This window comes from Bradyrhizobium sp. 22, from assembly GCF_000482425.1.
In the GTDB taxonomy this organism is placed as follows: Bacteria; Pseudomonadota; Alphaproteobacteria; order Rhizobiales; family Xanthobacteraceae; genus Bradyrhizobium; species Bradyrhizobium japonicum_B.
In genome coordinates this window covers 1,521,792-1,540,734 of the sequence record NZ_KI519400.1, presented here as the reverse complement: position 1 = coordinate 1,540,734, position 18,943 = coordinate 1,521,792, and the positions used below count along the sequence as shown (strand labels likewise).

Below are 18,943 nucleotides of genomic sequence, written 5' to 3'. Positions count from 1 at the left end.
CGTCAAAGGTTCGGTGAATCGGGTGACCCAGCACAACAACCAGCAAGCCCAGCGCAAGGCCGCGATGGCCGTGCTGGCGCACGCGGAGGCGGGCGAGATCGCCGCCCGCCTCCGCGACTTACGCATCCCTGACCATCAGGATCTGCGCGCGCCGGAAAATGGCCTCGTCATGCTGCGCGGCCGGGTCGGCGGCGACGGCGCACCCTTCAATCTCGGCGAGGCCACCGTGTCGCGCGCAGCCGTGAAGCTCGCGAGCGGCGAGGTCGGTTTCGGCTACACGCTCGGGCGTGACGGCGAGAAGGCGCGGCTGATCGCGCTGTGCGATGCGCTGGTGCAGTCCCGCGACTTCGGCGGCGCCGTGGAGCGGGATGTAATCGCGCCGTTGCGCGAGCAGCTTATGATTCGCCGCAAGCAGGCGGCGGCGGAGACCGCCGCCACGAAGGTTGATTTCTACACCATGGTGCGCGGTGAGGGGTGAGATCATGACCACGATTGCCGAATTGCCGCCGGGTTTCGCCGACAAGGTGCTGTCGGCGCAATCGACCTTTCGCTCGGTGATGGACGCGATGGCGCGGCCTGGCTCGGTCCATCGCATCGTGCCGATGGCGGGGGCGCCTGATACGATGATGCGCGGCACCGCCGCGATCGCGCTGACGCTGTTCGACCACGACACGCCGCTCTGGCTCGACGCGCGGATGGCGGCGAGCCCGGACGCGGCGAAATGGCTGAAATTCCACACCGGCGCGCCTTTGGTGCAGGATAGCTCGGTCGCGAGCTTCGCGCTGATCGGTGACGGCGCCGCACTTCCGCCGCTCGAACGCTTCGCGCTCGGGACCAGCGAATATCCGGATCGCTCCACCACGATCATCCTCCAGGTGGAGAGCCTCAACGCAGGCCGCAGCTTCGAGCTGCGCGGTCCCGGCATCGACGGCGCCGCGAGGCTCGAGGCGTCGATCAAGCCGTTCGATCTGTTCGAGCGCCTGCAGGTCAACGAGGCGTTGTTTCCGCGCGGCATCGATGTCGTGCTGGTCGCCGATGACGCCGTGGTCGCGATTCCCCGCACCACGCGCGTCGTGAGCAAGGGAAGCTGAAGCATGTATGTCGCAGTCAAAGGCGGCGAACGCGCCATCGACAACGCCCATCGCCTGCTCGCTCACAAGCGGCGCGGCGACCAAAGCGTTCCGGAGGTCACGCTCGACCAGATCTCGGAGCAGCTCGGCCTCGCCGTCGACCGCGTCATGAGCGAAGGCTCGCTCTACGATCGCGAGCTCGCGGCGCTGGCAATCAAGCAGGCGCGCGGCGATCTGATCGAGGCGATCTTTTTGGTTCGCGCCTTCCGCGCCACGCTGCCGCGTTTCGGCGCCAGCGAGCCGGTCGACACTGGTGCGATGCGGGTGCAGCGGCGGGTGTCCTCGACCTTCAAGGATATTCCCGCCGGCCAGATCCTCGGCCCCACCTTCGACTACACGCACCGCCTGCTCGATCCCTCGCTCGCGCAGGGATTTGCGCCGGAGACGCCGGCCACCGCCGATGCCTCCACCGCCCCGACGCCGCGCGTGACGGACATTCTCGGCCGCGACGGCTTGATCGAATCCTCGCCGCAGGCGGGGGAGGGCGCCGGCGTCGGCGATCTCACCCGCGAGCCGCTGAATTTTCCGGCGGACCGCGACCTGCGGCTGCAGAATCTGGCGCGCGGCGACGAAGGATTCCTGCTGGCGATGGGCTATTCCACCCAGCGCGGCTACGGCCGCAACCATCCCTTCGCCGGCGAGATTCGCTTCGGCGAGGTCGAGGTCGAGTTCTTCGCGGAAGACGCCGGCTTTGCCGTGCCGCTCGGCGCCATCGAGCTCACCGAGTGCCAGATGGTCAACCAGTTCAAGGGCTCCGCGACCGAGGCGCCGTGCTTCACCCGCGGCTATGGCCTCGCCTTCGGCCAGAGCGAGCGCAAGACCATGTCGATGGCGCTGGTCGATCGCGCGCTGCGCGCCCGCGAGCTCGGCGAGGAGGTGCGTGCCCCCGCGCAGGACGAAGAGTTCGTGATGTCGCATTCGGACAACGTCCAGGCGACAGGCTTCGTCGAGCACCTGAAGCTGCCGCATTATGTCGACTTCCAGTCCGAACTCGGCCTGCTGCGCAAGCTGCGGAAGGAGTTCGCGGAGGTACAAACGCCCGATGCCATGAAGGAGGCCGCGGAATGAACGCGCCGGCCTATAATTTCGCCTATCTCGACGAGCAGACCAAGCGGATGATCCGCCGCGCCATCCTCAAGGCGATCGCGATCCCCGGCTATCAGGTGCCGTTCGCCAGCCGCGAGATGCCGATGCCCTATGGCTGGGGCACCGGCGGCGTGCAGGTGACTGCCGCGATCCTGGGGCCTTCCGACGTGCTCAAGGTGATCGACCAAGGCTCCGACGACACCACCAACGCGATCTCGATCCGGAAATTCTTCGCCAAGACCGCGGGCGTCGCCACCACCACGGCGACGGAGGAGGCGACCGTGATCCAGACCCGTCACCGCATTCCCGAGGCGGCGCTGAGCGAGAACCAGGTGCTGGTCTATCAGGTGCCGATCCCGGAGCCGCTGCGCTTTCTCGAGCCGCGCGAGACCGAGACGCGGCGCATGCACGCGCTCGCCGAATACGGCCTGATGCATGTGAAGCTCTATGAGGACATCGCCCGGTTCGGCCACATCGCCACCGCCTACGCCTATCCGGTGAAGGTGAACGCGCGCTACGTGATGGATCCGTCGCCGACGCCGAAATTCGACAATCCCAAGATGGACAATTGCCCCGCGCTGCAATTGTTCGGGGCCGGCCGCGAGAAGCGCATCTACGCCATCCCGCCCTACACGCAGGTGGTGTCGCTCGATTTCGAGGATCACCCGTTCGAGCCCTACCGCTTCAACGCGCCCTGCGCGCTGTGCGGCGCGGAGAATTCCTACCTCGACGAGATCGTCACCGACGACAAGGGCAGCCGCATGTTCGTCTGCTCCGACACCGATTATTGCGAAGGCCGTCAGGCCGCCGGCCATCACGGCAGCGAAAGTGCCGCGCCGTACAAGGAGAAGGCGAGCTCACATGGCTGATCACGATCTGCTTGAGAACGACGAGCCGCTGCTGGTTGCGACCTCCCTCAGCAAATCCTTCGGTCGCATCGCCGCGTGCCGCGACGTCTCGTTCGCGCTCTATCCCGGCGAGGTGCTGGCGATCGTCGGCGAATCCGGCTCCGGCAAGTCGACGCTGCTCCAGCTGCTGTCGGGCCAGCTGGCGGCCAGCGGCGGCCACGTCTCCTACCGGATGCGCGACGGCATCACCCGCGATCTCGCCACGCTGGGCGAGGCCGAGCGGCGCTTCCTGTTCCGCACCGATTGGGGCTTCGTGCACCAGGATCCCGCGCAGGGCCTGCGCATGGCGGTCTCAGCCGGCGCCAATGTCGGCGAGCGACTGATGGCGGTGGGCTGGAACCATTACGGCCGCATCCGCGAGACCGCGTCAGACTGGCTCACCCGGGTCGAGATCGACATCGCACGTATCGACGATGCGCCGCGCACCTATTCCGGCGGCATGCGCCAGCGGCTGCAGATCGCGCGCAACCTCGTCACCGAGCCGCGGCTGGTGTTCATGGACGAGCCGACCGGCGGCCTCGACGTCTCGGTGCAGGCGCGCCTGCTCGATCTCCTGCGCAGCCTCGTCGCCGAGCTGCATCTTGCCGTCATCATCGTCACCCACGATCTCGCGGTCGCGCGCCTGTTGTCCCACCGGGTGATGGTGATGAAGGGCGGCAGGGTCATCGAGACCGGTCTCACCGATCAGGTTCTCGACGATCCGCGCGAGCCCTATACGCAACTCCTCGTCTCCTCGATCCTGCCGCCATGAGTCTCTCGATAAGGGTTTTGCAATGACCGCCATGATCGACGTCGCCGACGCCAACAAGACCTTCACGATGCACCTGCAGGGCGGCATCGAGCTGCCGGTCGTGCGCGGCGTGACCTTTCAGGTCAATCCGGGCGAGTGCGTGGTGCTGTCGGGTCCGTCGGGCGCCGGCAAGTCGTCGATTCTCAAGATGATCTTCGGCAATTACCGCTGCGATTCCGGCCGGATCGGCATCCGCCATCGCGGCGCGTTGATCGATCTCGCCAGCGCCGAGCCGCGGCAGGTGCTCAACGTCCGCCGCGCCACCATCGGCTATGTCAGCCAGTTCCTGCGGGCGGTGCCGCGCGTTGCCACAATCGACGTCGTCGCCGAGCCGCTGATCGTGAACGGCGCGGCTCGTGCCGACGCACAGGCCCGTGCCGGCGAACTGCTGCATCGCCTCAACATCCCCGAGCGGCTGTGGCGGCTGCCGCCCGCGACCTTCTCCGGCGGCGAGCAGCAGCGCGTCAACATCGCGCGCGGCTTCATCTCGGACCTGCCGATCCTGCTGCTCGACGAGCCGACCGCCTCACTCGATGCCGCCAACCGCACTGTGATGGTCGAGCTGATTGCCGAGAAGAAGCGCCAGGGCGTCGCCATGGTTGCCATTGTCCATGACGACGAAATCCGGCATCTGATTGCCGACCGCATCGTCGACGTCACCAGCTTTGCCGCCGCGGCCTGAGGGACGTGGAATTGAAGGATCTGGAAATGAACGCCAAGCCGAAGGACATTGTGATCGCCAACGCCAGGATCGTGCTGGCCGACCGGGTGATCGAGCAGGGCTGGCTCGCTCTCGCCGATGGCCGCATCGCCGAGATCGGCGAGGGCCGGGCGCCCGCAGGCGCCGAGGATGCCGGCGGCGACCTCATCATGCCCGGCCTGATCGAGCTCCACACCGACCATCTCGAAGCCCATTACGTGCCGCGGCCGAAGGTGTTCTGGAATCCGGTCGCGGCGGTGGTCTCCTATGACGGCCAGCTCGCCACGTCGGGCATCACTACCGTGTTCGATTCGCTCCGGGTCTGGCGCGAGGACGGCGCCGAGGAGGTCGACGGCCGTGCCGGCGTGCTGGCCGCCGCGATCACCACCGCGCGCGAGGCCAGCCTGCTGCGCGCCGATCACTTCCTGCATCTGCGCTGCGAGATCCCGATGCCGAGCGTGGTCGAGGAGGCCAGGGAGCTGATCGACCGTCCCGACGTCAAGCTGATGTCGCTGATGGATCACACCCCCGGCCAGCGCCAATTCCGCGACGAGGTCAAGCTGCGCGATTATTATCGCGGCAAGGGCGGCGGCAAGACCGACGCCGAGCTCGACGAGCTGTTCGCCAAGCGCTTCGAGTACCAGAAGCTATACGCCGCAACAAATATGCGCGAGATCGTGGCGCTGGCGCATCGGTACGACATCCCGCTCGCCAGCCACGACGACACCACCGAGGAGAATGTCGCGGATGCCGTGCGCGACCGGGTCTCGGTCGCGGAATTCCCGACCACGCTGGAAGCCGCGCGTGCCCTGCACCAGGCCGGCATCGACATCCTGATGGGCGCGCCGAACGTCGTGCGCGGCGGCTCGCATTCCGGCAACATCGCCGCGGTCGATCTCGCCCGCGAGGGCCTGCTCGATATCCTGTCGTCGGACTACATCCCCTCGAGCCTCCTGATGGGCGCGCTGCAATTGCCCGACCATGTCCCGGCCATCAGCCTTCCCGCTGCGATCCGCACCGTGACGAAGGCGCCCGCCGAGGCGGTCGGCCTCACCGATCGCGGCGAGATCGCGGCTGGCAAGCGCGCCGATCTGATCCGCGTGCATGTTGCAGGAAACGTTCCCGTGGTCCGCAGCGTCTGGCGCGAGGGACACCGCGTCGCATGAGCGAGACCGCGACCACGGCCGAGGGGAAGGCGGGCGCGATCGGCCCCGGCCGGCTCGTGCTCGTGGTCGGCCCCAGCGGCGCCGGCAAGGATACGCTGCTGCGGCTGGCGCAGGCGGCCTGCGCCAGTGATCCCGGCGTCGTGTTTCCGCGCCGGGCCGTGACGCGCGAATCCTCCGCCGACGAGGACAACGTCGCGCTGACGTCGGATGAATTCCGCCGCGCCCGCGAGTACGGCGACTTTGCCGTGCACTGGGACGCACACGGTCATTCCTACGCGCTGCCGCGCGATATCGACGACCATATCAGCGCCGGACGCACGGTCGTCGCCAACGTCTCGCGCACGGTGATCGGCGGGCTGCGCCGAACCTATTCCAATGTCGTGGTGGTCGCGATCACGGCACCGCCGGAGGTGCTGGCGCAACGGCTCGCCGCGCGGGCACGGCAGAGCGATGGCGATATCGCCGAACGTCTCACCCGCAGCATCGACGACGCGACGGCGCAGGCCGACATCACCATCCTCAACGCCGGCAGCGCAGAGGATCACAGCCGCGAGCTCGTGCGCGTCATCAGGAGCGAAGGCCGGCAGGAATAGCCGGTCCACCACGGAGAGAGCGGAATGTCGGTGATCGAAACGGTCGAGCAGTTGGAGGCAATCTACGGCGTCACCAATGACGCCTCGACCGTGAAAGTCGCCGACCATGTCACGCCGCTCTATCGCGTCTTCGTCGAGAAGGCACCATTCGCCGCGCTCGCCACCATCGGGCCGGAAGGCATCGACTGCTCGCCGCGCGGCGACCTGCCCGGCTTCGTCCGTATCCACGATCCCAAGACGCTGATGCTGCCGGACCGCCGCGGCAACAACCGGATCGATTCGCTGCGCAACATCGTGCGCGATCCCAGGGTGTCGCTGATGTTCCTGATCCCCGGCTCGGGTAATGCAGTCCGCGCCAATGGCCGCGCGCATCTCTCGATCGATCCCGAGCTCCTGGCCTCGTTCAAGGTCGAAGGCAAGGCGCCGCGCAGCGTCATGGTCATGCATGTCGACGAGATCTACTTCCAATGCGCCCGCGCCATCGTCCGCTCCGACCTCTGGAATCCCGACAAGCGCATCGACCCGAAGACGCTGCCGACGCCGGGCCAGATCCTCGCCGAGATGAGCGACAACAAGGTCGGCGGCGCCGAATATGACCGCATCTGGCCCGAACGCGCCGCCGCGACGATGTGGTGATCGTCCGCGCTCTCACGTCTCCCTCTTGCCGCAAGCGGGGAGAGGTAAGAGTCATCCCTCTAATTGAACGCCATCCCGCCGCTCAGCGCGATGGTCTGTCCGGTCATGTAGGCGTTGTCGACCAGCAGCATCACGGCCTTCGCTACCTCGTCCGCCGTGCCGAAGCGGCCGAGCGGGATGCGGCCGACGAGCGCGGGCTGGCCGCTCATCATGTCGGTCTCGATCAGCGACGGCGCCACCGCATTGACGGTGATGCCCTCCTTGACCAGCCGCGCCGCATAGCCGCGCGTCAGGCCCTCCATGCCGGCCTTTGACGCATTGTAGTGCGGGCCGATCGAGCCGGCGCCGCGCGCGGCGCCGGAGGAGATGTTGACGATGCGGCCCCATTTCCGCGCGCGCATCGATGGCAGCACCGCTTGCGTGCACAGGAAGGCCGATTTCAGGTTGACCAGGATGGTGCGGTCGAAATCGTCCTCGGTGAGATCGTCGATGCCGCGCGTGATGGCGATGCCGGCATTGTTGACGAGGATGTCGACCGGCCCGAGCCCGGCCGTCGCCCGCTCGACCATTCCGGCCACGGCCTCGCGCTGCGAGACGTCAGCAGCGACGACGATGGCACGGCCGCCTTGCCTGCCGATCTCGCCAGCCAGCTGCTCGGCCTGCCCGATCTGCTCGCGGCAATTGATCGCCACGGCAGCGCCTGCTTCGGCCAGCGCGCGACAGACCGCGGCGCCGATCCCGCGCGAGCCGCCGGTCACGAGCGCGGTGCGCCCCTTCAGAGTCTGTGACATGCAAGCTCCGATTCACGCGATGGACGGCCGGATCGTCAGGCGGCAGCCGCTGGCATTCAACTCACAAGGTCGCTACAGGGCATCAGGTCCTGCGGCGCGCCCTGGTGCGCGCTGCCTTCTTTGCGGCGGCGGAGCGGACCTTGGCGCCCTTGGTGTGGCTCGCTTTCCGCGCGGCGGCCGAACGTGACGCCGCGGTTCGGCGGCTCGCGGTCCGCTTGCCCTGTTTCGACAGCGCGCTGCGCGATGCCGCCGAGCGCGGCTCCTTCTTCAGCACGCCTTCGACTGCGCGCGACACCTTCGGCCGGCGCTTCGGCGTGCGTTTGCCCTGGCCGACCTCATAGGCGTATTTGGCGCTGCGGCGCGTCGATTTCTTGGTGTGTCCCTTGCGTGGTGGCGGCAGGTCGACGCCGGCGCGGCGGGCTTCGGACAGGCCGATGGCGATGGCCTGCTTGGTCGAGCGCGCGCCGTGCTTGCCCTTCCTGATCCTGTCGATCTCGTCCTTGACGAATTCGCCGGCCTGCGTGCTCGGCGATTTGCCGGCGCGCTTGTCCTGCCTGGCTTTGCGAATGACTTCCTGCCTTGGCATGGTCGAGTTCCCTTCTTGATTGAGAAGGATGTCTCACCGCAACGCGCAAGGCAGAAGATTGATCCAGTCAGTTTCTCAGCGCCGCCAGCAACTCGTCCGGACGTTCGGCCATGATCATGTGACCGGCGCCGCGCACCACGACGGTCTTCGCATGTGGGATCGCGGCCGCAAGCGCCTTGCCCGCCTTCGCCGGCGTCATCATGTCCCGCTCGCCGAGGATCAGCGTTGTCGGCACCTTGACGCTCGCAGCGGCGGCAAGCGCATTCGTATAGGAATTGCAGGCCGACAGATCCTTGAACAGCACGCCGGGCTCGCACGCCTTCAGCACCGCCTGCGCGCCGCCATGCATCCACAAGCCCGGCGCGAGGCTACCGCCGAGCTCGGCGTTGAAGCCGAGGCCCCAGATCGAAACCATGTCGTTGGCATCCTGCGAGTTGGCCTCGGCGGCCTTCAGCAGATCCGGGCCGACCGTCATGGTCGCAGCCGTGCCGATCAGGCTCAGCGCGGAGACCTTGTCGGGATGCCGGGCGGCGGTCTCGAGTGAGATCAGCGACCCCATGGAATGGCCGATCAGATGCGCCTTCGGGCTGCCTGCCGCATCGAGCAGGGCCGCGGTCCAGTCCGCCATCTCGGCGATGCTGCCGAGCGAAGGCCCGGCAGAGCGGCCGTGACCGGGAAGATCGGGCGCCAGCACGGCAAAGCCGTGATGGGCGAACCAGCGCGTATGCAGCGCCCAGGTCGAATGGTCGAAGCCGGCGCCGTGGATGAACACGACCGCAGGCAGGGACTTGTCGAAGTCGCGGCCGCCGGTTGCGACGAACACATCAGCGCCGTTGACGGAGAGCTTCATGGGGTCAGACCTTCTGCGAGATGCGCAGCGCCTGCGCGAGATCGTCGATGATGTCGCCTGCCGTCTCGATGCCGACGGAGAGCCGCACCAGCTCCTCGCCGATGCCGGCCGCCTTGAGCTGCTCGGCGTCCATCTGCTGATGCGTGGTCGAGGCGGGGTGGATCACCAGCGTCTTGGCATCGCCGACATTGGCGAGATGGCTGATCATGCGCAGGCTCTCGATGAATTTGCGCCCGGCGGGCCGTCCGCCCTTGATGCCGAAGGAGATGATCGAGCCGGCGCCGCGCGGCAGCAGCTGCTTGGCGAGCTGATAGTCCGTGTGCGTCTCCAGCGAGGGATGCAGCACCCAGTCGACCGCCTTGTTGGACTTCAAGGCTTCCAGTACGAGGTGGGTGTTCTGCATGTGGCGGTCCATGCGCACGCCCAGGGTCTCGACGCCCTGCAGCAGCTGGAATGCGTTGGTCGGCGACAGGCAGGCGCCGAAATCGCGCAGGCCTTCGGTCCGGGCGCGCATGATGAAGGCCGCCGTGCCGAATTGCTCGTCGAAGACGATGCCGTGATAGCCGCCATAGGGCTCGGTCAGCACGCCGAATTTGCCGGACGAGCGCCAGTCGAAGCGGCCGCCGTCGATGATCGCACCGCCGATTGCGATGCCGTGGCCGCCGATCCATTTGGTCGCCGAATGCATCACGATGTCGGCGCCAAGCTCGATCGGCCGGCTGAGATAGGGCGTGGCAAAGGTGTTGTCGATCAGCAGCGGAATCTTCGCGTCATGCGCGATCTGCGCGACCTTGGGGATGTCGAGCACCTCCAACCCGGGATTGCCGATGGTCTCGCCGATGACGAGCTTCGTGTTCGGCCTGATGGCGCTGCGGAACGCGTCGAGATCGCGCGGCTTGACGAACGTGGTGGTGATGCCGAAGCGCGGCAGCGTGTGCGCCAAGAGATTGATGGTGCCGCCATAGAGCGAGCTCGACGCCACGATGTGATCGCCGGCATTGAGCAGCGTCGCGATCGCCAGGTGCAGCGCGGCCATGCCGCTCGCGGTGCAGATCGCGCCGACGCCGCCTTCGAGCGCGGCGAGCCGTTCTTCCAGCACGCCAGTGGTCGGATTGGAGATGCGCGTATAGATGTGGCCGGCGCGCTCCAGATTGAACAGCGCCGCGGCGTGATCGGAATCCTGGAACACATAGGACGTGGTCTGGTAGATCGGCACCGCCCGGGCCCCGGTCATGGGATCCGGATGCTGGCCCGCATGCAGGCTCAGGGTCTCGAAGGCAGGCGGTTTCGGCGCGGGCATGCATGGCCTCGTTGGTCGGTCGGCGGTGAGGGCGTTGTGCCACAAAACGCCGCGGGAAGTCAGCCCATTGACAGCTCACAAGAGGTCGTCATGGCCGGGCTTGTCCCGGCCATCCACGCCTTTCCTCACGCCACAAAGAACGTGGATGCCCGGGACGAGCCCGGGCATGACGCTGTGGTGGTTTTAGTGCGCCCAACACCCAGCTCACATGCGAAAAACTCCCCGCAAGCGGGGAGAGGTGAAGGAAGCAGCGTCAACGGATCGCCTGCTCGATGATCTTCGCCTCCCGCAACAGGATCTCCACCACCTCCTGCTCGCGCCTTGGGCCGAGCCGCGTTCGCACCGCGGAAACGGTCATGGCCGCGGCGGGGCGGCCGTCCGGCGTCTTGATCCAGGTCGAGATCGATTTCGTGCCCTGCACGAGGCCGATCTCTCTCATGCCGTATCCCAGCCGCCGCGCGGCGGTGATCTCGCCGAGCACCGTCGCCGTATCGGTCCGGTAAGCCTCGAACCGCTTCTCGTTGGCCGCGACGATCTTTCGCGCCTCCTGCGCCGGCATCGCGGCGAGGATGGCGACGCCCGCGCTGGAGACGCCGAGCGGCCGCCGCGCACCGACCTCGATCGACAGCACCTGGATCGGATAGATTCCGATCCTGCGATCGACGCACAGCGTGTCGTTGCCGGTGCGCACGGTCAGGAACAGCGTGTCGCCGATCTCGGCGGAGGCTCGCCGCAGCGACGGATTGGCAGCAACCAGCAGCCGCGAGGGGCGCGGCCGCGCCAGCGCCAGCTCCGGCACCTGGTTGCCGATCGCGTAGCGGCCGCTGCGCGCGTTGCGCTCGACGATGCCTTCCTCGATCAGCACGTGGACGATGCGATGCACAGTCGGGCGGGTGAGGCCGGTCGCCTGCACGACCTCGGCCAATGGCACACCGGCCTCGCGGCCTGCGGCAAGGATGCGCATCACGGCGAGCGCGCGCCGGATCGCCTGCGCGCCCTGGCGGGGTGAGGTCGTGTCGTGGGCGATCTTGGTTCTGTCCATAATATGGACAACAACGCCACAATTCACTCGACAGGTAAAGCGCGCATCTGGAGATTGCGGCCGAATCGAGTTGCCTTGCAGATCGGCAGGGCACTCGGCATGAAATTGAAGCGCTGCCGGGAGGTTAACATGAGATTGATCTGGATTGCCATCGCTGCCGCTGCCGCGATGCTGACGGGCCCCGCGTTGGGCCAGCAATGGCCGGCACGCAGCGTCAAGCTGATCGTGCCCTATCCCGCCGGCGGCAACGTCGACAGCGCCGCGCGCATCGTCGCCGACAAGCTGCAGGAAAAGCTCGGCCAGCCCTTCATCATCGAGAACAAGGCCGGCGCCGGCGGCATGATCGCGGGCGAAGCTTTCGTCAAGTCCGCGCCTGACGGCTACACGCTGTTCGTCGGCGCCAACGGTCCGGTGCTGTTCGCGACCGAGATCAACAAGCGCGTCGCCTATAATTGGAAGAAGGACTTCCTGCCGATCTCGACCATCTCGATGACGCCGCTGGTGCTCGAGGTGCATCCGTCGGTGCAGGCGACGACGCTCAAGGAGTTCCTCGATCTCGCCAAGCGCGAGCCCGGCAAGCTGACCATGGCCTCGCCCGGCCCCGGCACCACCAACCACCTGCTCAGCGAGCTGATGCAGTCCAATCTCGGCCTGCAATGGGTCACCGCGCATTATCGCGGCAACGCGCCCGCGATCAACGACCTGCTGGGCGGCCAGGTGCAGTTCGCGTTCGACCAGCTCACGGTCAGCCTGCAGCACATCAAGGCCGGCCTGTTCCGCGCACTGGCCGTCACCAGCCTGCACCGGCTGAAGTCGCTGCCCGACGTGCCGACCTTCGCCGAGCTCGGCTACAAGGATTTCGACGGCCAGACTTTCACGGGCCTGTTCGCGCCCGCGGGCACACCGGCGCCCGTCATCGACAAGCTGCACGAGACGCTGGTCGCGATCCTGAAGGACCCCGCCGTGGTCGACAAGTTCGAGAAGCTCGGCGGCGAGGCCACGCCGATGACGCCGGCCGAATTCAAGACCTATCTCGAGCGCGAGGACGCCAAGTGGATTCCGGTCGTGCGCAAGGCCAACATCAGGGCGGATTGATCGATGCGGATCGATCCCACCGAGCTCGGCGCGGAGCGCATCTACCGGCTGATGACCGGCATCGTGGTGCCGCGCCCGATCGCGTGGGTCACGAGCCTGTCAGCTCAGGGCGTGCTCAACCTCGCCCCGTTCAGCGCCTTCACCTTCGTTTCGCAGAAGCCGCCGATGCTCGCCATCAGCGTCGGCCGCAAGGGCGCCGACTACAAGGATACCGCGCACAACATCCTCGATACCGAGGAATACGTCATCCACATCGCCGATACCCCGCTGATGAATGCGGTGCACGACAGCTCGGTCGAGCATCCGCCTGAAATCAGCGAGGTCGAGCATCTCGGCCTGGAGACGCTGCCCTGCGATCGCATCAAGGTGCGCCGGCTCGCCGCCGCACCCGTGGCGATGGAGTGCCGTTTCCGGCAATGCCTCGAATTCGGCGATGCCAAGAGCCGGCTCATCGTCGGCGAAGTCGTCATGTTCCATCTGCGCGACGGCCTCGTGAACGACGGCAAGGTCGAAACCAGGGCGCTCGATCCGATCGCGCGCATCGGCGGTCCCCGCTACGCCCGCCTCGGCGAGATCGTGACGCTGAACACGGTGTTCCAGACGCCCAAATCGAAAGACTGAGCGCGCGGGCCGGTCGCCGGCCCGGCCGCCTCGACATCATCGGAGAAATGACCATGCGACTCCTGAGCTATCTCGTGGACGGAGAGCCGCGTTACGGCGCGGCCGTCGACGGCGGCGTCGTCGATCTCACCAGGCGGATCGGCCGGGACTATTCCGACGTCAAGGCGCTGATCGCGGCCAACGCGCTTGCCGAGGCGCAGGAAGCCGTCGCCGGACAAAAGCCTGATTACGCGCTGGAGGGGCTCGTCCTGCTGCCGCCGGTGCTGGCGCCGGAAAAGCTCTGGTGCATCGGCGTCAACTACGCCGAGCGCAATGCCGAATACAAGGACAGTTCGGACCTACCCAAATATCCCAGCCTGTTCGTGCGCAGCATGTCGTCGATGACCGGCTCCGGCCAGCCGCTGGAGAAGCCGAAGGTCTCCGAGCAGCTCGACTACGAGGGCGAGCTCGTCATCGTGATCGGGCAGGGCGGTCGTCACATTCCGCGCGACCAGGCGTGGTCGCACATCTTCGGCATGACGCTGTGCAACGAGGGCACGATCCGCGACTGGCTGCGCCACGGCAAGTTCAACGTCACGCAGGGCAAGAATTTCGATCGTTCCGGCAGCATCGGCCCGTGGATCGTCACGGCGGACGAGCTCGACCCGCGCGGACCGCACGACATCGTCACGCGCGTCAACGGCGAGGTGCGGCAGCAGGACACGACCGAGCGGCTGATGTTCCCGTTCGACTTCCTGATCTCCTATCTCTCCACCTTTGCGACGCTCAAGCCCGGCGACATGATCGTCACGGGTACGCCGACCGGGGCAGGCGCGCGCTTCGATCCGCCGCGCTGGCTGAAGGTCGGCGACGTCGTCGAGGTCGAGTCGCGCCGCATCGGCGTGCTGCGCAACAAGGTCGTCGCGGAGAGCTAGATCATGCTGGACACTGCGACGATCGAACGCCTTGCCGCGCGCCTCGACGAGGCCGAGCGCACGAAATCGCTGATCCCGATGTTCTCGAAGGAGTATCCGGATTTCAGCATCGAGGATGCCTACGCGGTTCAGCGCGCCTGGACCAGGCTCCAGCTCGGCCGCGGCCGCATCATCAAGGGTCACAAGATCGGCCTGACCTCGAAGGCGATGCAGAACGCGGTCGGCATCTCCGAGCCCGATTACGGCGTGCTGTTCGCCGACATGTTCTATGCCGACGCCACGCCGATCCCGTTCGACCGCTTTCACGCGCCGCGCATCGAGGTCGAGCTCGCCTTCGTGCTGAAGGCGCCGCTGCGCGGGCCCGACTGCACCATCTTCGACGTGCTCAACGCCACCGACTACGTGACGCCCGCGCTGGAGATCCTGGAGACGCGCATGCACCGCATCGATCCGGAGACCGGCAAGACCCGCAAGGTCGTGGACACCATCTCCGACAACGCGGCCAATGCCGCGCTGGTGCTGGGCGGCCGGCCGATCCGCCCCATGGATGCGGATCTGCGCTGGATCGGCGCGCTCTTGTTCCGCAACGGCGAGGTCGAGGAGACCGGCCTTGCCGCCGGCGTGCTCAATCATCCCGCCAACGGCATCGCCTGGCTCGCCAACCGCCTCGCACCGCATGACGAGCATCTCGAGGCCGGCGAAGTGGTGTTGGCGGGATCGTTCACGCGTCCGGTCGACATCCGCCGCGGCGACACCTTCCACGCCGACTACGGCCCGTTCGGCTCGGTGTCCTGCCAGTTCGTCTGAACCGACAATAAAAGGGAGCGCACCATGACAAGTCAGAAGCGGCGCAAGAGCATCCACATCGGCGGCTTCAAGCACGTCAATCCGATTCCGAACGCCTGCCGCATCGGCAATCTCGTAATGTCGGGCGTCATCCTCGGCCGCGACCCCGCGACGAATGCGATGCCCGAGAGCCTTGAGGCGCAATGCGCCCACATGTTCGCGCACATGAAGGCGACGGTGGAGGCCGCCGGCGGCAGCACGGACGACATCATCAAGATGACAGTGTGGCTGAAAGACCGCGGCAACCGCGGGCCCATCAACGCCGAATGGCTCAAGATGTTTCCGGACGAGCATTCGCGCCCGGCGCGCCACGCGCTGCCGATGGACAACATGGATGGCGGCGCGCTGGTGCAGTGCGACTTCACCGCCGTGATCGACTGAAGGAGCGCCTGATGCCGACCTATCTGCCGTTCGATCCCAATCCCCGCCGCCCGGTCAAGGCCCCGCCGCCGAAGACCGTCGACAGCCAGTTCCACGTACTGGGTCCGATCGACAAATATCCGGAGCGCCCAGGCGCGGCCTATCGGATGCCGAGTGCGACCTGGGAAGCGGCGTTACGCATGCACAAGACGCTCGGTATCGAGCGCGGCATCATCGTGCAGACCACGACCTATGGCGCCGATCACGCCGTCGTGCTCGACGGGCTCGAAGCGATGGGCCCGAACTATCGCGGCTGCGCCAACGCGCTGGTGTTCGCCGAGGCAAACGATGCCTATCTCGCCAAGCTGCATGATGCCGGCGTGCGCGGCGCGCGCTTCAGCTTCCGCCAGGAGCTCGGCGCCGTGCTGTCGGACGCCGACTTCGCCCGTGCCATCGCCCGCATCCGCGAACTCGGCTGGTACGTCAAGATCCAGCCCGAGAAGGACGGCATCATGTCGAGCGTCGCCAAGTACGAGAATCTCGATGTGCCCGTGCTGATCGACCACATGGCGCGGCCTGACCCCGAGGCCGGCAAGGACGATCCGAACCTGCGCAAGATGCTGGAGCTGCTCAAGAAGGGCAATTTCTGGGTGATGCTGTCGCTCGGCGAGAAGACCTCGAAGACCGGCGCGCCTTACGACGACGTGATCCCGATCGCACGCGCCTATATCGAGGCCGCTCCCGACCGCTGCGTCTGGGCCAGCGACTGGCCGCATCCGGTCTCGGTCAAGCAGCCGCCGAACGATGCCGATTTGCTCGAGCTGATGTACCGCTACGCGCCTGATCAGGCCGAGCTGGAGAAGATCCTGGTGCACAATCCGGCCAAGCTGTTCGGCTTTCCGGATTAGAAGGCTCAAGGCTCGCCACGAACGCACTGCGCTCCCTCTCCCGCTTGCGGGAGAGAGCGGGGGTGAGGGCTCTATTCTCTAGGAGATTGTCCCATTGTGGGGACACCCTCTCCCCAGCCCTCCCCCCGCACGCGGGGGAGCGAGCTGCGACAGTCGGGCTCTGCTCTGCCTCACCCCACCGGCTGCTTCGCCAATCTCTCCCGCACCGCCGCGGCGATCTCGAACGAGCGCAGCCGCGCGGCATGGTCGTAGATCTGCCCCGTCGTCATCAGTTCGTCCGCGCCGGTCTCGGCGATCAGTGCCTTCAGCTTGGCTTCGACCACATCGGGCGAGCCGACCGCGGTGCAGGACAGCGACTGGCCGACCATGGCCTTCTCCGCCGGCGACCACAGCGCGTCCATGTCGTCGACCGGCGGCGGCAGCGGGCCCGGCCTGCCGCGGCGCAGGTTGATGAACGCCTGCTGCAACGAGGAGAACATGCGCTGCGCCGCTTCGTCCGTGTCGGCTGCGAATACGTTGACGCCAATCATCGCATAGGGCTTGGCGAGCTGTGCTGACGGCTCGAACCGCGCGCGATATTCGCGCAGCGCCGGCATCATCATCTGCGGCGCGAAATGCGAGGCGAAGGCGAACGGCAGCCCCAGCATCGCCGCCAGCTGCGCGCCGAAGGTGCTCGATCCCAAAATCCACAGCGGCACCCTGGTGCCCATGCCAGGCACGGCGCGGATCGCCTGGTTCGGCTGCACGTCGCCGAGCAGCGCCTGCAGCTCCAGAACGTCCTGCGGAAAATTCTCGGACGTGGTCGCAAGGTCCCGTCGCAGCGCCCGCGCGGTGAACTGGTCGGTGCCGGGCGCCCGCCCGAGCCCGAGATCGATCCGCCCGGGATAGAGAGATTCCAGCGTGCCGAACTGCTCGGCGATCACCAGCGGCGAATGGTTCGGCAGCATGATGCCGCCGGAGCCGACGCGGATCGTCCTGGTGCCGCCGGCGATGTGAGCGATCACCACGGATGTCGCAGCGCTCGCGATCCCCGTCATGTTGTGATGCTCGGCGAGCCAGAACCGCTTGTAGCCCCAGCCTTCCGCATGCCGGGCGAGGTCAAGCGAATTGCGGAACGCCTGCGCGGCATCGCCGCCCTGGCAAATCGGCGCGAGGTCGAGCACGGAGAAGGGGATCATGTGGGGGTACCGGGTGGAGGGCTGCGCCATAACATGTAGTGTCGGGGCGCAGGATCGGTAGGGCACTTGCGAAACCGATCGTCTCGTCGAACCAGCCGGACGGGCGCGGCTCCGCTCGACCCATCTGGCGAAGCCGTTCCAGCGATCCGTACCCGTTCACGACACTGTTATTGCGCCGGTCGTCGCAACTGGGCGTTTCCAGACCTGCTATTATATCTTTGGCACAGCGATCGCACGGTAGTCGCGTGTCCCGGAGGAATTGACATGACCATGGTCGCATTCAACCGCCGCAACCTCCTCGTCGCCGGCGGCTCCGTCCTGGCGAGCGGGGTTTTCGCGACCGGCGTTTCAGGATTGCTGGTGCCCGCCCGTGCGAACGGCCTCGCACCCACTGAATCGATGTCGGGCGGGGCGAACAATTACCGCAAGGGCGCGGCGATCGTCGATCGCATCGGCAAGGGCGGCTTCTGGATGAGCGGCACCGTGCGCCGCGCCGGCGACGGCGCGCCGCTGGCCGGCCAGCGCATCCAGATCTGGGCGCACACGATCGAAGGCCGGGAGCACGAGCCGCACAGCCACGGCGCAACGCTCACCGACAAGGACGGCAAGTTCCGGCTCGAAATGCCGCAGATCATTCCGATCTTCGGCCAGCCGCACGGCCACCTCGCCTATGACAGCGGCGAGTTCAGAACCGTGTTCCTGCGGCCGGTGATGCGGAGCGCCAAGGACACCAGCCTCGAGGCGCATTTCGTGCTGCAGCCGGCCTGATCGGGCGCGCGGATGGCGGGATGGAAATCGGCACGGGCGATCCTGGTCTGGGTCGCCCTGGCCTTGGCCATCGGCGTGCCGACCGCGCTGGCTGCGACCAGCGAGCAGCTCGCCTGGCGTGATCCGGTCTACATCCTCGCCGGCTTCGCCGGGATCGTCGCCCTCGGTCTCGTGCTGGTTCAGCCGCTACTGATCGGCGGATATCTGGCGCCGCTGTCGGCCTATCGTGGCCGTCGTGCCCATCATTGGATCGGCGGCACGCTGGTGCTGGCCGTCATGATCCACGTCGCCGGCCTCTGGATCACCAGCCCGCCTGACATGATCGACGCGCTGACCTATTCGTCGCCGACGCCGTTCTCGCCGTTCGGCGTGACCGCGATGTGGGCGATCTTCATTGTCGCGCTCCTCGCCCTCCTGCGCCGGCGGCTCGAGCTGCGGCCGCGCACCTGGCGCTTCATTCACATGCCGCTGGCGATCGTCATCGTCGTGGGCAGCGTGATCCATTGCCTCCTGATCGAGGGAACGATGGAGACGTTCTCGAAGGCGGCGCTCTGCGTGCTGGTCGTTGCGGCGACCGTGAAGGTCATGATGGACCTGAAGGTGTGGCGAAAGCGACGGTCGCTGCACGGGGAGAGCCGTAGCCCGGATGGAGCGCAAGCGTAATCCGGGACCGCT

23 protein-coding genes are annotated in these 18,943 nt (G+C 66.9%); 17 read left to right on the top strand and 6 right to left on the bottom strand.

Features of this window, described 5'->3' with window-relative positions; genetic code table 11:
- Positions 1-13 precede the first annotated feature (13 nt).
- Genes phnG through K410_RS0132580 form a run of 9 tightly spaced genes read left to right on the top strand, consistent with a single transcriptional unit; the run spans position 14 to position 7,009 of the window.
- Positions 14-478: a phosphonate C-P lyase system protein PhnG gene (gene phnG / locus K410_RS0132620; protein ID WP_028138772.1), complete on the top strand. Its 465-nt coding sequence runs from the start codon at positions 14-16 to the stop codon at positions 476-478.
- A gap of 4 nt (positions 479-482) precedes the next feature.
- On the top strand, positions 483-1,091 hold the full coding sequence (phnH, locus tag K410_RS0132615) for a phosphonate C-P lyase system protein PhnH (protein ID WP_028138771.1): 609 nt from the start codon (positions 483-485) through the stop codon (positions 1,089-1,091).
- Positions 1,092-1,094: 3 nt separating this feature from the next.
- Positions 1,095-2,198 carry a carbon-phosphorus lyase complex subunit gene (locus K410_RS0132610; RefSeq protein WP_028138770.1) on the top strand — a complete coding sequence of 368 codons (1,104 nt, stop codon included), beginning with the start codon at positions 1,095-1,097 and terminating at the stop codon, positions 2,196-2,198.
- Positions 2,195-3,085, top strand: a complete 891-nt coding sequence (locus tag K410_RS0132605) for an alpha-D-ribose 1-methylphosphonate 5-phosphate C-P-lyase PhnJ (RefSeq protein WP_028138769.1) — start codon at positions 2,195-2,197, stop codon at positions 3,083-3,085. Before K410_RS0132610 ends, K410_RS0132605 begins: the two co-directional genes overlap by 4 nt.
- Positions 3,078-3,875, top strand: a complete 798-nt coding sequence (phnK, locus tag K410_RS0132600; RefSeq protein WP_028138768.1) for a phosphonate C-P lyase system protein PhnK — start codon at positions 3,078-3,080, stop codon at positions 3,873-3,875. The genes K410_RS0132605 and phnK overlap by 8 nt, the downstream gene beginning before the upstream one ends.
- A gap of 22 nt (positions 3,876-3,897) precedes the next feature.
- Positions 3,898-4,596 carry a phosphonate C-P lyase system protein PhnL gene (phnL, locus tag K410_RS0132595; RefSeq protein WP_028138767.1) on the top strand — a complete coding sequence of 233 codons (699 nt, stop codon included), beginning with the start codon at positions 3,898-3,900 and terminating at the stop codon, positions 4,594-4,596.
- Positions 4,597-4,622: 26 nt separating this feature from the next.
- Positions 4,623-5,780, top strand: a complete 1,158-nt coding sequence (locus tag K410_RS0132590; protein ID WP_028138766.1) for an alpha-D-ribose 1-methylphosphonate 5-triphosphate diphosphatase — start codon at positions 4,623-4,625, stop codon at positions 5,778-5,780.
- A complete protein-coding gene (phnN, locus tag K410_RS0132585; RefSeq protein ID WP_028138765.1) occupies positions 5,777-6,373 on the top strand; it encodes a phosphonate metabolism protein/1,5-bisphosphokinase (PRPP-forming) PhnN in 597 nt (198 codons plus the stop codon). Before K410_RS0132590 ends, phnN begins: the two co-directional genes overlap by 4 nt.
- 24 nt (positions 6,374-6,397) lie before the next feature.
- Positions 6,398-7,009, top strand: a complete 612-nt coding sequence (locus K410_RS0132580; RefSeq protein WP_028138764.1) for a pyridoxamine 5'-phosphate oxidase family protein — start codon at positions 6,398-6,400, stop codon at positions 7,007-7,009.
- A gap of 59 nt (positions 7,010-7,068) precedes the next feature.
- Here the strand turns inward: K410_RS0132580 and K410_RS0132575 are convergent, their stop codons facing one another.
- From K410_RS0132575 to K410_RS0132555, 5 genes are all read right to left on the bottom strand, one after another.
- Positions 7,069-7,800 carry an SDR family NAD(P)-dependent oxidoreductase gene (locus K410_RS0132575; RefSeq protein ID WP_028138763.1) on the bottom strand — a complete coding sequence of 244 codons (732 nt, stop codon included), beginning with the start codon at positions 7,798-7,800 and terminating at the stop codon, positions 7,069-7,071.
- A gap of 82 nt (positions 7,801-7,882) precedes the next feature.
- Positions 7,883-8,386 carry a DUF6496 domain-containing protein gene (locus tag K410_RS0132570; RefSeq protein WP_028138762.1) on the bottom strand — a complete coding sequence of 168 codons (504 nt, stop codon included), beginning with the start codon at positions 8,384-8,386 and terminating at the stop codon, positions 7,883-7,885.
- A gap of 67 nt (positions 8,387-8,453) precedes the next feature.
- Positions 8,454-9,236: an alpha/beta fold hydrolase gene (locus K410_RS0132565; RefSeq protein WP_028138761.1), complete on the bottom strand. Its 783-nt coding sequence runs from the start codon at positions 9,234-9,236 to the stop codon at positions 8,454-8,456.
- A gap of 4 nt (positions 9,237-9,240) precedes the next feature.
- A complete protein-coding gene (locus tag K410_RS0132560) occupies positions 9,241-10,536 on the bottom strand; it encodes an O-acetylhomoserine aminocarboxypropyltransferase (RefSeq protein ID WP_028138760.1) in 1,296 nt (431 codons plus the stop codon).
- A gap of 253 nt (positions 10,537-10,789) precedes the next feature.
- Positions 10,790-11,578: an IclR family transcriptional regulator gene (locus K410_RS0132555; protein WP_028138759.1), complete on the bottom strand. Its 789-nt coding sequence runs from the start codon at positions 11,576-11,578 to the stop codon at positions 10,790-10,792.
- Between the two features lie 129 nt (positions 11,579-11,707).
- Between K410_RS0132555 and K410_RS0132550 the strand changes: the two genes are divergently transcribed.
- From K410_RS0132550 to K410_RS0132525, 6 genes are read left to right on the top strand one after another with little or no spacing between them, the layout of a single operon-like run.
- Positions 11,708-12,673 (top strand): Bug family tripartite tricarboxylate transporter substrate binding protein, encoded by a 966-nt coding sequence (locus K410_RS0132550; protein WP_028138758.1) that lies wholly within the window; start codon positions 11,708-11,710, stop codon positions 12,671-12,673.
- Between the two features lie 3 nt (positions 12,674-12,676).
- Positions 12,677-13,294: a flavin reductase family protein gene (locus K410_RS0132545; protein WP_028138757.1), complete on the top strand. Its 618-nt coding sequence runs from the start codon at positions 12,677-12,679 to the stop codon at positions 13,292-13,294.
- Between the two features lie 53 nt (positions 13,295-13,347).
- Entirely contained in the window at positions 13,348-14,208 is an 861-nt protein-coding gene (locus K410_RS0132540; protein WP_028138756.1) for a fumarylacetoacetate hydrolase family protein, read from the top strand.
- A gap of 3 nt (positions 14,209-14,211) precedes the next feature.
- Complete coding sequence (gene hpaH / locus K410_RS0132535) at positions 14,212-15,015, top strand: 2-oxo-hept-4-ene-1,7-dioate hydratase (RefSeq protein WP_028138755.1); 804 nt, start codon at positions 14,212-14,214, stop codon at positions 15,013-15,015.
- A 24-nt stretch (positions 15,016-15,039) separates the two neighbouring features.
- Entirely contained in the window at positions 15,040-15,435 is a 396-nt protein-coding gene (locus K410_RS0132530) for a RidA family protein (RefSeq protein WP_028138754.1), read from the top strand.
- Between the two features lie 11 nt (positions 15,436-15,446).
- On the top strand, positions 15,447-16,322 hold the full coding sequence (locus K410_RS0132525) for an amidohydrolase family protein (RefSeq protein ID WP_028138753.1): 876 nt from the start codon (positions 15,447-15,449) through the stop codon (positions 16,320-16,322).
- A gap of 170 nt (positions 16,323-16,492) precedes the next feature.
- On the opposite strand, the gene K410_RS0132520 is transcribed toward K410_RS0132525, so the two are convergent.
- Complete coding sequence (locus K410_RS0132520) at positions 16,493-17,500, bottom strand: LLM class flavin-dependent oxidoreductase (protein WP_028138752.1); 1,008 nt, start codon at positions 17,498-17,500, stop codon at positions 16,493-16,495.
- Positions 17,501-17,764: 264 nt separating this feature from the next.
- On the opposite strand from K410_RS0132520, the gene K410_RS0132515 reads away from it, so the two are divergent.
- Together K410_RS0132515 and K410_RS0132510 are read left to right on the top strand one after the other, a co-directional pair.
- The gene (locus K410_RS0132515) at positions 17,765-18,268 is read left to right on the top strand and encodes a peptidase associated/transthyretin-like domain-containing protein (RefSeq protein WP_028138751.1); all 504 of its coding nucleotides are present in this window, start codon (positions 17,765-17,767) and stop codon (positions 18,266-18,268) included.
- 12 nt (positions 18,269-18,280) lie between these two features.
- Positions 18,281-18,931, top strand: a complete 651-nt coding sequence (locus tag K410_RS0132510; protein ID WP_028138750.1) for a ferric reductase-like transmembrane domain-containing protein — start codon at positions 18,281-18,283, stop codon at positions 18,929-18,931.
- Positions 18,932-18,943: the final 12 nt, after the last annotated feature.

Excerpts from the sequence above, each read along its gene's own strand:
- K410_RS0132590 (WP_028138766.1), top strand. The coding sequence starts at position 4,623 with ATGAACGCCAAGCCGAAGGACATTGTGATCGCCAACGCCAGGATCGTG.
- phnH (WP_028138771.1), top strand. The coding sequence starts at position 483 with ATGACCACGATTGCCGAATTGCCGCCGGGTTTCGCCGACAAGGTGCTG.
- K410_RS0132545 (WP_028138757.1), top strand. The coding sequence starts at position 12,677 with ATGCGGATCGATCCCACCGAGCTCGGCGCGGAGCGCATCTACCGGCTG.
- K410_RS0132580 (WP_028138764.1), top strand. The coding sequence starts at position 6,398 with ATGTCGGTGATCGAAACGGTCGAGCAGTTGGAGGCAATCTACGGCGTC.
- K410_RS0132565 (WP_028138761.1), bottom strand. The coding sequence starts at position 9,236 with ATGAAGCTCTCCGTCAACGGCGCTGATGTGTTCGTCGCAACCGGCGGC.
- K410_RS0132610 (WP_028138770.1), top strand. The coding sequence starts at position 1,095 with ATGTATGTCGCAGTCAAAGGCGGCGAACGCGCCATCGACAACGCCCAT.
- K410_RS0132515 (WP_028138751.1), top strand. The coding sequence starts at position 17,765 with ATGACCATGGTCGCATTCAACCGCCGCAACCTCCTCGTCGCCGGCGGC.
- K410_RS0132575 (WP_028138763.1), bottom strand. The coding sequence starts at position 7,800 with ATGTCACAGACTCTGAAGGGGCGCACCGCGCTCGTGACCGGCGGCTCG.
- phnL (WP_028138767.1), top strand. The coding sequence starts at position 3,898 with ATGACCGCCATGATCGACGTCGCCGACGCCAACAAGACCTTCACGATG.
- K410_RS0132530 (WP_028138754.1), top strand. The coding sequence starts at position 15,040 with ATGACAAGTCAGAAGCGGCGCAAGAGCATCCACATCGGCGGCTTCAAG.
- K410_RS0132555 (WP_028138759.1), bottom strand. The coding sequence starts at position 11,578 with ATGGACAGAACCAAGATCGCCCACGACACGACCTCACCCCGCCAGGGC.
- K410_RS0132560 (WP_028138760.1), bottom strand. The coding sequence starts at position 10,536 with ATGCCCGCGCCGAAACCGCCTGCCTTCGAGACCCTGAGCCTGCATGCG.
- phnK (WP_028138768.1), top strand. The coding sequence starts at position 3,078 with ATGGCTGATCACGATCTGCTTGAGAACGACGAGCCGCTGCTGGTTGCG.
- K410_RS0132510 (WP_028138750.1), top strand. The coding sequence starts at position 18,281 with ATGGCGGGATGGAAATCGGCACGGGCGATCCTGGTCTGGGTCGCCCTG.
- K410_RS0132550 (WP_028138758.1), top strand. The coding sequence starts at position 11,708 with ATGAGATTGATCTGGATTGCCATCGCTGCCGCTGCCGCGATGCTGACG.
- hpaH (WP_028138755.1), top strand. The coding sequence starts at position 14,212 with ATGCTGGACACTGCGACGATCGAACGCCTTGCCGCGCGCCTCGACGAG.
- K410_RS0132605 (WP_028138769.1), top strand. The coding sequence starts at position 2,195 with ATGAACGCGCCGGCCTATAATTTCGCCTATCTCGACGAGCAGACCAAG.
- K410_RS0132540 (WP_028138756.1), top strand. The coding sequence starts at position 13,348 with ATGCGACTCCTGAGCTATCTCGTGGACGGAGAGCCGCGTTACGGCGCG.
- K410_RS0132520 (WP_028138752.1), bottom strand. The coding sequence starts at position 17,500 with ATGATCCCCTTCTCCGTGCTCGACCTCGCGCCGATTTGCCAGGGCGGC.
- K410_RS0132525 (WP_028138753.1), top strand. The coding sequence starts at position 15,447 with ATGCCGACCTATCTGCCGTTCGATCCCAATCCCCGCCGCCCGGTCAAG.
- K410_RS0132570 (WP_028138762.1), bottom strand. The coding sequence starts at position 8,386 with ATGCCAAGGCAGGAAGTCATTCGCAAAGCCAGGCAGGACAAGCGCGCC.
- phnN (WP_028138765.1), top strand. The coding sequence starts at position 5,777 with ATGAGCGAGACCGCGACCACGGCCGAGGGGAAGGCGGGCGCGATCGGC.